General features: G+C 49.6%; 10 protein-coding genes and 4 pseudogenes. All 14 read right to left on the reverse strand.

Annotated elements, in window-relative coordinates; translation table 11 throughout:
• Positions 1 to 10: 10 nt before the first annotated feature.
• Positions 11 to 490: a DUF4366 domain-containing protein gene (locus DW996_RS14480; protein WP_330428924.1), complete on the reverse strand. Its 480-nt coding sequence runs from the start codon at positions 488 to 490 to the stop codon at positions 11 to 13.
• Positions 487 to 1,122, reverse strand: a complete 636-nt coding sequence (locus tag DW996_RS14485; protein WP_330428925.1) for a hypothetical protein — start codon at positions 1,120 to 1,122, stop codon at positions 487 to 489. The genes DW996_RS14480 and DW996_RS14485 overlap by 4 nt, the downstream gene beginning before the upstream one ends.
• Positions 1,112 to 1,357: a DUF4315 family protein gene (locus tag DW996_RS10720; RefSeq protein WP_025577937.1), complete on the reverse strand. Its 246-nt coding sequence runs from the start codon at positions 1,355 to 1,357 to the stop codon at positions 1,112 to 1,114. Before DW996_RS10720 ends, DW996_RS14485 begins: the two co-directional genes overlap by 11 nt.
• An 18-nt stretch (positions 1,358 to 1,375) precedes the next feature.
• A pseudogene (locus DW996_RS10725) lies at positions 1,376 to 4,053 on the reverse strand (CD1108 family mobile element protein).
• A 50-nt stretch (positions 4,054 to 4,103) separates the two neighbouring features.
• Positions 4,104 to 6,361, reverse strand: a pseudogene (locus DW996_RS10730) (VirB4-like conjugal transfer ATPase, CD1110 family).
• Between the two features lie 97 nt (positions 6,362 to 6,458).
• The gene (locus tag DW996_RS10735; RefSeq protein ID WP_071144312.1) at positions 6,459 to 6,893 is read right to left on the reverse strand and encodes a PrgI family protein; all 435 of its coding nucleotides are present in this window, start codon (positions 6,891 to 6,893) and stop codon (positions 6,459 to 6,461) included.
• Positions 6,894 to 6,929: 36 nt separating this feature from the next.
• Positions 6,930 to 7,670: a hypothetical protein gene (locus DW996_RS10740; RefSeq protein WP_330415222.1), complete on the reverse strand. Its 741-nt coding sequence runs from the start codon at positions 7,668 to 7,670 to the stop codon at positions 6,930 to 6,932.
• Between the two features lie 2 nt (positions 7,671 to 7,672).
• Positions 7,673 to 8,229: pseudogene (locus tag DW996_RS10745) on the reverse strand (MT-A70 family methyltransferase).
• Positions 8,229 to 8,681, reverse strand: coding sequence for a SpoVG family protein (locus DW996_RS10750; protein WP_117442477.1), 453 nt, complete (start codon positions 8,679 to 8,681; stop codon positions 8,229 to 8,231). Before DW996_RS10750 ends, DW996_RS10745 begins: the two are co-directional and overlap by 1 nt.
• A 38-nt stretch (positions 8,682 to 8,719) precedes the next feature.
• Positions 8,720 to 9,583, reverse strand: a complete 864-nt coding sequence (locus DW996_RS10755; protein ID WP_117442478.1) for a VirB6/TrbL-like conjugal transfer protein, CD1112 family — start codon at positions 9,581 to 9,583, stop codon at positions 8,720 to 8,722.
• Positions 9,584 to 9,593: 10 nt separating this feature from the next.
• Positions 9,594 to 9,809, reverse strand: a complete 216-nt coding sequence (locus DW996_RS10760) for a Maff2 family mobile element protein (protein WP_005361081.1) — start codon at positions 9,807 to 9,809, stop codon at positions 9,594 to 9,596.
• Positions 9,810 to 10,054: 245 nt separating this feature from the next.
• A pseudogene (locus DW996_RS10765) lies at positions 10,055 to 11,898 on the reverse strand (VirD4-like conjugal transfer protein, CD1115 family).
• Positions 11,895 to 12,365, reverse strand: coding sequence for a PcfB family protein (locus DW996_RS10770; protein WP_029731785.1), 471 nt, complete (start codon positions 12,363 to 12,365; stop codon positions 11,895 to 11,897). Before DW996_RS10770 ends, DW996_RS10765 begins: the two are co-directional and overlap by 4 nt.
• 51 nt (positions 12,366 to 12,416) lie before the next feature.
• Positions 12,417 to 13,232, reverse strand: a complete 816-nt coding sequence (locus tag DW996_RS10775; RefSeq protein ID WP_117442480.1) for a hypothetical protein — start codon at positions 13,230 to 13,232, stop codon at positions 12,417 to 12,419.

A 13,232-nucleotide genomic window follows, 5' to 3' on the forward strand; every position in this document is an offset into this window, starting at 1 on the left:
AAGGACGGCCTTATTTGCTGTCCTTGTCGTCAAAATCATCCTCGGAAAGATATTCCGGTTCCCCGTATGCCTCATCCGGGTCAAAGCCTTCGCCATAACCGTCATCCTCAAATTCCGCATCGTCCTCGGCCTGCTGTTTCGGACGCACGATTTTTACATAGTAACCGATCCCGCCGACCGCAAGTAAGGCAGCAAGGATAAACAGGATCGTGCCGACGCTGCCGGTTTCTTTCTTCGGCTTTTCCGGTTCTGCCGGTTTTTCAGTTTCCGCCGGCTTTTCTTTTCCTTTGCAGCCATTTAAGTCATTTTTGCAGACCGGACAGCCGGTATTAACCTTTCCTGCCTCACATTTTTCTGTGCAGTTACAGCTTTCTTCCTGGGGGATCATGCTCATGCTGCCATTGTTCTTTTCTGCAAGTGCCATCAGGTCGGACTCTGTGACGCCGTTTAAGAAGTAGACATTGTTATCTTCCCGTTTCCCGTCGATCACCAGATAAAAGACATTGCCCGCGTCCGTAGTGATGGTGTAAACTGTTTTTCCCCATCCGTACCGCTGATGTTGTCCTGTACCGTTCCGGTGCCTTCCGGGGTAAATGCACCTTCCGGGATCGCAGAAGTATTTTCCTGCTGTCCGGTACTGTTATCTGAACCGGAAGAATTTCCGCCGCCGGAAGGGGTTGCAGCGTTTGAGCCGGAAGGTTTTTCTTCCTTAGGCGGTTTTGTCTGTGTACCGGACGGACTCTGGGGTGCTGTCGTAGCAGGTTTCTTTTCAGGAGCCGGTTCTTTGTAATACGGATTATCCAGCTTTACCACATCAGAACGGTTGCCGGCATAATCTTTTGCGTATATGCTTACCTGTTTTTCTGTTCCGGCATAATCTTTCAGTGCGACCGACGCTTTCCCGTCGGTGAGGGAGTTGATACGGTTTTCATCAACAAAGACCGCCTCCACGCCGGATAGATCGTCACTGCTTTCTATTTTCAGGGCATCGCCCTCCATGGAAGCAGTCAGCGTTGGCGGTGTGGTGTCTTTGGAACCGCCGGCATGAGCCGTTACAGGTAATGCGCTGACACTTACAAGAAGCGTAAGCGCCAGCAGCAGGGAAAGTTTTTTAAGCCTCATGCACATCCTCCTTCTCCTGCGGTAAAACAGTTTCCGAAGGGGCTGCCTGCTGTGATTTCAAAAAATCCGCAAGCTGCTGGGGCGTCAGTTTGAAACTGCGCGCCACCGCTACATAATCGGTATTTTCCAGCTCTGTTTTCTGTTCCTCCAGTTTATGGAGCTTTGCCTGCATTTCCGCAATCTTTGTTTTGGTCTTTTCAATTTCCTTTTCCAGTTTTTCAATTTTAGGATTCAATTTATTACCTCCAATCTGTTAAGGCAGACGCCCAAATGTATAAAAATGCTGCTGCCAGTAGCTTGTATTGATGTTTGCATAAGAAATCGGGTCTCCACAGTGGATCATCATTCCATTTCCCACATAGATCCCTACATGGCTTGCGCCGCTGGTGTTGTAGGTCCCCTGGAAGAAGATCAGGTCGCCCGGTTTTGCATCCGCACTTGATACCGGCGTACATACACCTAAAAGACCATCCGCGGTCAGCCTTCCAAAATTCCAGCCAACGCCGCAGTTGTTGATTACCCAGGACACATAGCCGGAACAGTCAAAGGAAGTGGAAGGCTTGCGCCTCCCCATACATACGGATAGCCAAGATATTTTTCCGCCTCGGCCATCATTGCGGCAAACTGTTCATCTGCAAGGGCTTCCGGTGGAATGTCATAATCGAAGTAGTTTCCTGTGCCGCCTGAACCAACTTCCGGCAGGTGCCGTTCGCTGGTATCGCCGGTATCGGCAAAATACAGGGGATTCAAATACTGGCCGTCAACCAGGACTTCTAAGTGCAGGTGGGCCCCGGTAGAATTTCCGGTATTCCCGACCTTTGCAATCACATCCCCGGCTTTGACCTCCTGCCCGGCAGAAACAAGGATCTGGGAACAGTGCCCGTATTTGGTCGTCAGGGTATGTTCTTCGTATGCCTCGCCTTCAATAGCGACACACAAGCCATAACCGCCGGCATTTCCCGCAAGGGTGACCGTTCCGTCATGCCCGGCAAGGATCTCTGTGCCCTCCGGCATCCCGATGTCCACACCGGTGTGATAGTTCTTTTCCCCGCTGATGGGATGTACCCGATAGCCGTAGTAGCTGGTCACATAAGGAAGCCAGTTGGTGCCAAAGACATTTTTGACATACTGGCGGTTTCCTTTTGTCTGCAGCAGGATCTCGCAGATCTCTTTCTGGTCTGCGTTCATCCGGGAAACGACCAGGTTTTCCAGAGGTGTGACTGTGAGCTTGACATTTAAGATGCGCCATTCATAAGGCACTTCCTCCTGGGTTTCTTCCCCGGTTTCCGGGTCAACGGAAGTTTCTGTGCGATAACGGATCTCGGTTTCTTCTGAAAAGGACAGGGTATATTGTTCCTGAAAAAGCTGCCGCAGCACGCTTTCCACTTCATCGTAAGTAAATCCCTGATAAGCAGAAGTCAGATACCCCATCAGCACATACGGGTCATGCTCGATCGCGCCCAGGTTATACCGGTATTCGTCATAGCCGGGGCGGTCTGATTCCACCCGGTCTATTTCCATTTGCAGATCTGTTTCCCACTCGGTATAGGTAAGCTCCGCCTGATTGATGTCCTGATCGTCTGCAAGATAGGTAGAAGCAGCCAGACTTCCCAGACCGCCGGTTCCGATATTGGAGAATGTAGAAAACAGGGACATGATCAGGAAAATTACCAAAAGGAGAAGCAGGAGAACAAGGCAGATCACAGGGTGCTGTTTGACCGCATGGACAATACCGACGCTGACCCTCTCTGTTGCGACTGCGGCATTTTTGGCCTGTTTCCCGGCTTCACGGGCAGCCTTGGCATACTGCCTTTTCAGTTTTTGTTTCTGCCACATCCGGGCAATCGCATGTTTCTTCAACTCCGGGTGGTCGCTAAGAGCCTGCCGGTGGGCAAGTCTTGCGTTTGCCTTTGCTGATTTTTGCTGTAATTTCGCTGCCTTTCGGTAGGGGGCAGTTTTATGCCGGTGATATGCCGTGCGAAGCCCCGCCTCGCCCACAAGTTCAGAGCGGTGGGCTGCCTTGATCCCCACATTTTCATCCTCTGCCTCATAAATCTTTTTATGAGCGTAACCAATGGCAGTATTGGCGCCCGCCTTGACCGGACGCAGAGGTACAGGTCCTTTTACATGGGCCTTTTGGGATTTAACCTCCTTTTCAAATTTTAAGTGTTTTTTGGCTTTTCCGGTCTCCGGGTCGGAAACCGTCTCCATGCGCAGTTTCTTCCGGGCTGGCAGACGGTCTTGTGCCTGCTCTGCTTTTTGTGCAGTCCGTTCCGCCCTCCGTCTTGCATGGGTGAGCTTTTTATCCTTTGGCTCCGGCGGCAGTTCATCCGCAGTAAATTCCAGTTTGGATGTTTTCGGCGGTTCGCTATCCATACCCTTTTCCTTCTGCGCTGCCTGTTCCTCCGCCTGTGCCGCTTCCTGAAAACGCTGCTGATATTTGTTCCCATGCTGGTGTGTTCGGTAACGGTGTTCCTGACCGGATCTGTCTGTGCCGTTCGGTGGGGCTGAGCCTTCGGAAGAAGGAGCATATTTTCCGGTATCATGGTCTGTCACATCCTCTGTTACAAAAGAACGCCTGGAAGCCTCCTGCCGGAAATTGCTTCGCACGTTGTCCTGTATCGGGGGCGCTGTCCTGGTAGCATCCGGTGTCTCAAAGTGTTCCGAAAAACCATCCAAAGCGGTTGCATACGCTTCGCCCTGTTCCAGCAAGGACGCCGGTGTTTCCGGTGACAGATGGGAAAATTCCGTCTGTACAGGGATGTCCTGCCTGTGTGTCTTGCCGTTGACAGAAGAAGGGGTGTCCCGTGCCCTGCGCAGGTCAAAATTCTGTTCGGTCTGCCTGGCTGCCGGTTGATCCTCCCCGTGGGAATCACGCACCGGCATCCGGGTATCTTTGCGCCTCCTTTGAAATTCCCTGTCGTGTGCCATTGTTCTCACCTCCGATCCATTTTAATTTTTGTCTCACGCTTTGGTCCCCGCTACTTCATCCGGTCTTGTGGTAAGCACGCTGTACAAGAGTGTGTCCTTCGGGAAGTGGTCCACAAAAGGATGATCACATTTCCAAAGAACAAAAGCCCCTCGCCGGGACCGGAATGGGTCACATACGAAAGCTGGTGCGGGGAGATTCCCAACTGCTTTGCCAAAATCTGACGGTCTCCCTGGGCCTGGTTGAGCATATAGATAAAGTCCGAGTTCTCAAAAATATTTTCGATCTCACGGGAAGCCAGAAGGTCCTTGACATTCTGCGTTAAACCTGATGGGATTCCGCCCCATTTACGGAAGCGTTTCCAGATCTCCACGCTGAAACTTCCTGTCTGCCCTTTCAAAAGAAGATGGAATTCGTCGATATAGAACCAGGTTGTTTTATGTTTGGAGCGATTGGCCGTGACACGGTTCCACACCGCATCCTGCATGATCAAAAGCCCGATTTCCTTTAAGGCTTTTCCCAGTGACTTAAGCTGGAAACACAGTACCCGGTGTTTATCCATCTGGATATTGGAACGGTGGTTGAACACGTTAAGGGAACCATTGACATAGATTTCCAGCGCCGTTGCGATATTCTGTGCCTCCGGTTCAGACTGTTTCAAAAGCAGCTCGTAAAGATCACCTAAGATCGGCATATTTTCCGGGCACGGGTCCTGCAGGTATTCCCGGTACACCAGTCTGGTACAACGGTCGATGATCGTCCTTTCAATGGGGGAAAGTCCTTCTTTGCCGCCGATGATAAGGTCACACAGCGACAGGATAAAATCACTTTTCAAAGTGATCGGGTTTTCATCATCGGAATAGTCCAGATTGATGTCCATCGGGTTGATGTAGTTCGTGGAAGTAGGGGAAATATCAATGACCTGCCCCTGGGAACCGAACTGCTGTACCAGCGGCCCATACTCATTTTCCGGGTCGGCGATAATGATGTCGTCCTCCGTCAGAAGGAACACATTGACGATCTCACGCTTGGCAGAGAAAGATTTGCCGCTTCCTGGGGTACCGAGAAACAGCCCATTGGGGTTTTTCAGCGTTTTTCTGTTCGCCATAATCAGGTTATTGGAAAGGGCGTTCAGGCCGTAATACAATGCCTCGCCCTCCTGGAACAGTTCACAGGTGGTAAACGGTACAAAGATCGCTGTGCTGCTAGTCGTAAGCCCGCGCTCAATCTCAATCTGGTTCGTACCAAGAGCAAGCGAGGACATAAGCCCCTGTTCCTGCTGGTAATCCAGCCGTTTAAGGCACAGTTGTATTTCTGTGCCACACCCGAAGCGGCAAAAATATCATTGAACAGCTTCTGACGTTTGGCAGCGATATTTTCCACCAGTACCGTCACAAGGAACATGCGCTCATTGCGGCTCTGTAAATCCTGCAAAAGATTTTTGGCTTCTTCTCCATAGGTGGCAAGGTCGGTGGGAATGATGTCCATGTCATACCCAGATCGGACCGCTTTCTTTTGTTCCTCAATGGTCATTTTCTGCAGGTCCGACATTTTACGCTTGATGTTTCGGATCGCCTGCGCCTGGTCGATAGACTGGATATGCAGGTTGACGGTCACGGCGTCGTTTAAGTCAAGAAGATCCGCTAAAAGCCGGTCGGTAAGCTCCGGCGCCAAAATCTGCAAAAAGGAGACAGCACCGGAATGATCGCCTACCCGGAATGTCTTTCCATCCTTTGAAAAAGACAGCCCGGATGGGGAAATGAAGTCTTTGGTAGAAAGACCGGTCTTAGGCAGATCCGACCACTGGAAATGAAACTTTTCCTGACCGTCCGGGTGAAGCTGGCTGTGAAGAAGCTCCAGACGTTCCAGTCCGTTTAAGGATCTTGCCTGGACTCCAAGGGTCTTGAAATTTGCCAGCACATCCGTTTCAATGCGTTCCAGACGCATTTTCGCAGTACGCAGGTCATCTGCCTCGATCCCAAAGGTAATGTATTTACGTTTGGTGAGACCGTTATTTCCTTTCTGCAACTGGTTCTTTAACATATCCCCGTATTCCCTGCGGATTCCGTCATACTCGTCGCCGCGGGGAGGGATGTCAATGCTTCTGGTAAAATCCTGCATATTGGCCCGCTGGTTGATAAAGGTAAGCTGCACATGGATCGAGGCGTCGAAGTAATTTAAGAAATCGCAGTAACCCTCGAAGATCTGTGCTTTATCATCTGCCTGTGCAAGCTGATAGTTAATATCAAAAAACTGCACCGTTTTGGTGTAAAGGGTATCAGTCAGCCGGCAGATCCCATCCCGGTACATTTCACGGTAGGGAATGCTCTGCTGGACCGTCTGCGGGGCATCTGCTTTCAGCCCGGCAAAAAAGCCGCCTTTTTTAGACGGCTTGGAACGGGCAGACTTAGTTTTGCCCTGCTTTGCATCGGCTCTGGTCTTTTTGGCCTGCCTGATGTTTTTTTGCAGACGCTTTTCCTGAGCTTCCTGCTGCTTGTTTTTTGGCAATCTTTGTAACCTCCTTCTTTGACATAGATTTATACAGGTTATCCGTCCTGTATGGACGGTCCTTCGGCCAGAGCTTATAACGGAGCCGGTTCTTCAAAATCTTTTCTGCCGGCTGCCCGTCACGCTCATACATGGCGAAGAAGAAAAAGGGCATCATCAGCCCGATCATCAAAAGTACAGCCGCCGAGTTCCCGATCGCCCCGCGGGTAAAGAAATACACCGGAAGGCCGACAAGCCCGGCAAGGCTGAAACAAATAAGCTGGCGCTTCGTCAGATTGAAGGCCAGCTTGGTCTTAACTTTGGTTAAATCCTTTGGTACAGGTACATAAGGCATCTATACACCTCCCATCGTAATATAGTTTCCGGTCCATTAGCGTGCACCAAAATCGCGTACCGCTTTCTCCGCAGCCGGACATTCCCGCACTTCCTGAGCCGCATTTTGCAGCCGTGCCAGGACAGAAACAGCCGGCTCTCTCTGACACAGGTATTCCTGGCTGTCTCGGATTCCGGCAATATTTTCCCGAATATCCATATCCACGTCGAACACATCTGAAACCGGCATAAGCCAACGGTCTGCAAAGTATTTCAAAGGATTCTCAAGCGCCAGCACATCATCCAGCATTTCATCCCTGAACTCAAACTTTGTTGTCAGATAGGAATACGCCTCCTGCATGGCTGTAATTTCAGCAGCTTTTTCAATTAAGGATTCCTTATCTCTTGACATAAGGCTTTCCCTGTAAGCAAAGTAATTCTGTCCCAGCCGTTTCATCAGGAGCGTATATTTGTCCTGTGCGGAAGGTTCGCTTGTGAAATGTTCAAATTTTTGCGCTGCATCAATTTCTTTGAGAAGATCGCAGATCGGGAAACTGTGTTCATGGTTATTTTCTTCCCAACACCATCGGGCTACATCCAACGGGTCCTGAAAAGAAAGAAGCGCCTCTACTTCCGCCGGAGTAAATACATGCTCAACCTTCAGATAATAGTGGAGTTCCGAAAGTCCCTGTAACTCGTAAATACTGCCGATGTTCTGTGCATCCAGCATATCCGCATGAACCTTCAAACACTCGTCCAGCCGTTCCATAAGCAGCCGCTTTGCATCTTGTTCTATCAAAATCACCCCTTTCGCTCCGGTATAGTCAGCGTACAGTTCACTTCATTGCCCCATACATCCCAGCCGGGTGTCTTTTGTCTTGCAAACAGTTCCACTCTGGCTGATCGCCCATGAGTTTTACGATCTTATCCCGCACCTCGTCCGGTTTCTTGCTGTGCTGCTCAATATGGGAGATCACAAACTGATGGATTCCCGCACATTGGCGTTTCGGACGGCCTCTGGTTGCCAGCAGGCAGACCTCCGCGTTTGAGCGGGTCCAAAAGCCCATGCCATAAAACCAGCTATCCGCTTTCCGGTTCTGTTTGAGCCATAGAAAAGCCAGCGTTTTATATTTGAATCCCCAGACATCGATCACCCGGAAGGCTTCATTGAGCTGCGGGAAGGTCGCCCACAGAAAAAGGGCACTGTCTTTTGCGGCAAGTTCCGATACCGGCAGGGCACAGATTTCTTCAATGCTCATTGTGGGGTAATGGTTTTCCGCAACGCCGCTTCCATGTTTCCTGTCATAATGCCAGGGCGGATCGGCATAGATAATGCCGTACTGTTTCGTTTCCGGCATTAGCGAGCCTGCTCATTCTTAGATGTGGCCGGTTTGGCCGGCTGTTCTTTGACCTTACCGGCATTTTCTTTCAATGCACCGGTCAGGGAAGGTTTTTCCGCTGCTCCCTTTGTCGCTTCAAGAGTTGCCTGCAAATTTTCAATAGCCTGCCCGTACCCATCGATTAAGGCATCGTTGAGCTGCTTGCGGAACTCTGCCGTAACCGGCCAGCAGACATCTTTCCAGTTGCCTCCCTTATCCTGGGTTGCGGGCATATTGACATACAGCCCCTTTTCACTGGAACAGATACGGAAGCCGTCAATCTTAAAGCATCCGCCAATCGTAACATTGGCAAACGCCAGCAGGTTTCCCATTGGGGCAATCGGACGCACGCGGACATCCAGCTTCATGCCGTTTGCCATTTCCGGCGTCTGTGTCTCCGGCGCCATTTTTTCTGTATTGGTTTTACTCATATATAAAATCCTCCTTTTTAGAATTGGTTTTGTTCATGCTATCTTGCATTAAATATGGATTTGGATAACGAACCTGTCTTAAACAGGGCAAAAGCCAGCAGTACCGTATAACCCGCCGTTCCCCAGATCGCGCCGTGCACGTCGCCGGACGATGGGATAGACTGGACCAGCACTGCATAAATGGCAACACAGATCAGGATCAAAAACCCCTGAAAGCCCAGGGCAAAAAGGGAACGCAGATACCCGGTTCCCATTTGTCCCCATTCCCGGTTTGCCATTGTGGAAAACGGGATCGGTGCAAGGCTCACGGTTAAATAAATCTCGATCATACGGCCATATACAATGACAAAGATCACGATGGACAGTACCCACATACACAGATTGATGATGTTGGTTTCCAGCCACAGTCCAATCAGTTCCCACATTCCCATTGCTTCAAGCTGGGTTTTCAGATCAGACAACGCCGCCTGCACATCCAGGTTCCCGTTTATGACACCGGCACTTTGCGACACCACATTTTGGGCCACATCAAAGACCGCCATCACAATCGTAAAACAGTTGGTGAGCAGGTAAGTGGCAACAAAAGTCTTGAAAATCCACTTGAAGATGTTGAATGTATCGAATTCGTGCATGTTGTTCTTTTCGAGAATCATCTGGATCAGTTCATACACCAGAACAAAGGTCAGGATCATGCCCGCAATGGGAATGACGACGGTTTCTGAAAGATTCTGAATCATGGAAAACACGCCGCCATTCCAGCCCTGCGGGGTCTGTCCTACCTGATTTGCCACATCCGCAACCTGATTGTTGACGGAGTTGAAAATACTGGTGTACTGTCCGGTGATCGCATCGATCAGGCCCTCTTTAATCCAGTCTGTTATCCATTCAAACAGACTGCCCATAAGTCAGCCCTTAACCGAACAGGCCGGAAAGCAGCGGGATCAGCGTTGCACCAACCAGAGCGATACCTCCGCCTGCCATAAGCTGCTTGATCCCCTGGGATTTTGCACCTGGGTTATCATTTCCGTAACCTTCGAGAAGGTTTACAACACCCCATGCGCCCAGACCTGCGCCCAGGGCGATCACAAGGATCTTCAAAGTATCAATCGCGCTTGCAAAAAATGCCATAATGTTCCTCCTTTAATTTCAGAAATTTTAATTTGTGATATGGCCGTATCAGGCCGGAAACAAAAAAAGCCGCCGCACTGTTTTTAGAAAAAAATCTGTTTCAAACAGCACGGCGGCATGGGGCAGGAAAAATCCTGCGGTTATTTACTTTTCAGGGAGAATCACGAATCCTCAAAATATCCTCCTTTCATCGTGACAAAAACAAAGCCTGCCAGGGCGTCATGCTTTGACAGGCAGGAACAACTCTATAAAGTCTGGGAAGCCAGATCTTCGGCTGTGACTTCATAATTACGGTATCGTTCACCGGGACGCATCGGCATCCGGGTAGAAAGAAACTTTTCGATATTAAAAGCGTTCTTCTCATTAAAATCGGAAAGCAGTTTGTAATTTGGGTGTTTGGTTATATCGTATTTCCGGGAGAGGAACGGCCGCACACCCCTGATCTGCAGCAGACATTTGCCCCCGTCCATAACTGCCAGTTCATCCACCGACATCAGGTCCTTTCCCAGCTTTTGAAAATTTTGTCCGTGGGATTCCTGATTTCCCTTTGTGACACTGGTGTTATACAGATCAATAGTCTCTTTCCCTAATAGGGAGTTCCAGCTTTTTAAGGTAGTTTCTTCTTTGCCTCCTAAGAAAAGAGAGGCGTCACAGTTACCGATGATGGTGTCCATGTTGTCTTTATACAGGGCTTTGAGCTGGCTTTGCGCCTGCAGCACCAAGCAGGCAGAGATCTCACGGCTTCGGATGGTCGCCATAAGACGCTCCAGGTTCGGGATCTGCCCGATATTTGCCGCCTCGTCGATCAGGCAGCGCACATGGATGGGAAGCCTGCCCCCATATACATCATCCGCCCGCTCGCATAAGCGGTTAAACAAAATGGAATAGATCAGACTGATCAAAAATGCAAAGGTTCCGTCCGTATCACTCATAATAAGGAAAAGAGCGGTCCGTTCATCCCCCAGCATATCCAGATCCAGCTCGTCATACATGGTAATTTCCCTGACTTCTTTAATGTCAAAAGGAGCCAGTCTGGAAGCACAGGAAATAAGGATCGACTTCGCTGTTTTTCCGGCAGCGAGCTTATATTTTTATATTGACGCAGGGCAAAATGATCCGGGTCTTTCTGTTCCAGAGCGTCAAAGAGAAGGTCAACGGCATTTTTGAATGACTCGTCATCCTCACGGACCTCCATTGCGTTCAGCATTTCTACCAGTGTGGCAAAATTCTGTTCGTTTACCGGAGCTTCATAGTAGATATATCCGATCAGTGCCGTATAAAGCAAGGTTTCTGCTTTGACCCAGAAATCGTCTCCGGCTTTTCCTTCGCCTTTGGTATTGGCGATCAGGGTAGTGACGATCTTCAGAATATCTTTCTCGGAATGAATGTAGGCGAATGGGTTAAAGTGCATACTTTTCTGAAAATTGATCGTATTGAATACCCGTATTTTATAGGGCTCATAGATAATCTTTCCTTTTTCATTACGCATAGGCTTTCCGTCCTTGTCCAGCTTTGGTGTGCCTCGCTGCAACATCTTTCCGCATTCCACAAGGACTGTACCTTTCGGATCGGTGACGACGTAGGAACTGTGCATTTGCATCAGATTGGGCTTGATGAAAAAGCGCGTTTTTCCCGAACCTGATCCTCCGACTACCAGTACATTTTTATTTCTTGCATTGGCCGGATTTTTGGGCCGTCCGTTTAACATCAGTCCTTCACTTTGGGTAAGAATGATATTGTTTTCCGGCTTTGGGTCCATAAATGGGGCAATATCGGCTTTATTTCCCCATCTTGCAGAACCATATTCCACATTTTTGCGGTATTTCTTAGCGTCTTTCCCTCTAAGATAGACTGCCAGCCGCATAATGGCTGCACCGCATAAACCAATCAGCCAGTCCATTGCCGCTCCCGGCCACATACTCTGAAACGCAAGGGCAAAGCCTTCGGACAGTCCTAACAGCTTTTGGGAAGCGTCTGCTCCGGGAGCCAGACGCACCGCCTCGCCCAGCTTGGCAAATACCAGAAGGAACAGAATATAAGGCAGATGGAGAATGACCTGTTTTTTCAGTGTTTCTGCATCAATCTTCATCGTTCCGGTCCTCCGTGTTCTTTGTTCTTTACACGGTCACGGCCAAGCGACTGCGCCAGTTCTTTGAACTTATGAAGCTGTGTAAGCAGCGACGGTCTGGTGCTGCGTGTAAGGTCTTTCTTCGTATATTCCTTAAAAGCTGCCGTCAGTGCATCCGCCTGGTTTGCCTTGAAATATACCGTCCATTTTGGGGGATCGGTCCCAAGTTCCTTTTCTATATGGTAGCGTACCTGATGTTTCCTGGCATACCGTTCAAAAGAGCGGATTCGCCCTGAAACTTCAATGGTATTGGCTCCGGGGTCTTTATAAGTCAGCCGCTTCATGCTGTTGCGCCCGACTTTTGGCATTGTGCGTTCCTGTTCCATCTTTTGGAGTACCGCAGCAATAGCCGCACGCAGTACCCGCCCTGACAGTTTTGCTGCCTGTATAGAAACAGAAACCGTTCGTTGTTCGAGATCTTCCTGCAAGAGCATCCTCCTTTCTGATAAAATCGGTATTTATAATATGGAAATAACTTTTTACCGGCTTTCCCCAAGAACCTGCTGTCGGGAAGCGTGTTCAAAGGCTTTTGCTGCCTGATCGACCTGAATTTTAGCATGTTTCAAAAGCGTCTTGATGATCGTAGCCGGGCGTTCCTGTTCCTCCAGATGATCGACCATCCCTTTGCACTCATCCGGGAGGTATTCCGCCATATCTTTCAACACATCGGAAAAGTTACCCATAAAGCCCCAGCAGCTATCCGACAGCTCCCCGTTTTTATAAAGCTCAAACCCATAACATTCGCCATGCAGATAGGAATCGTAAGCGGCGACTTCACTGCGCATCAGTGCGTCCGCTTTCTGCCGGATGGCGCCGGTCATCTTGTCAGCGTCAAATTCCTTTAGGGCATCTTCTTTGGAAACATAGATCCAGCCGACCTGTCCGCTGTCCCATTCTGCATGAGGGGCCCTGCCTGAGAAACTTTCTGTACTCATGGCAAGACCTGAGTGGTCGTAGAGATAGAGGGGGAGCATCAGATACTTTTCCGAAATTACTTTCTGCATTGCTTCATCGATCGCCCGTTCCTCTGTCTTTGGTCCATGCCGGAAACGGCTGCTTACAATGTTTACCATCCGTTCATAGCGTTTCATGCCGGCTTCATCATGTCCTACGGTATCTAAATACATTTCCCGCAGGAAGTCGTCTTTGTCCATATAGTTGTGATGGTCGCCCAGCGCATAGCGGGGATGGAAGCATACCATCGTCCCAAAATGTTCATCTACCTCACGGGGAGAGATCAGAATATCGTCCGGCTGCACCATAAGGGCATAAGGTTCATTTACTGCCATTAACAT

Source organism: Roseburia sp. AM51-8, from assembly GCF_003478275.1.
Taxonomy (GTDB): domain Bacteria; phylum Bacillota; class Clostridia; order Lachnospirales; family Lachnospiraceae; genus Pararoseburia; species Pararoseburia lenta.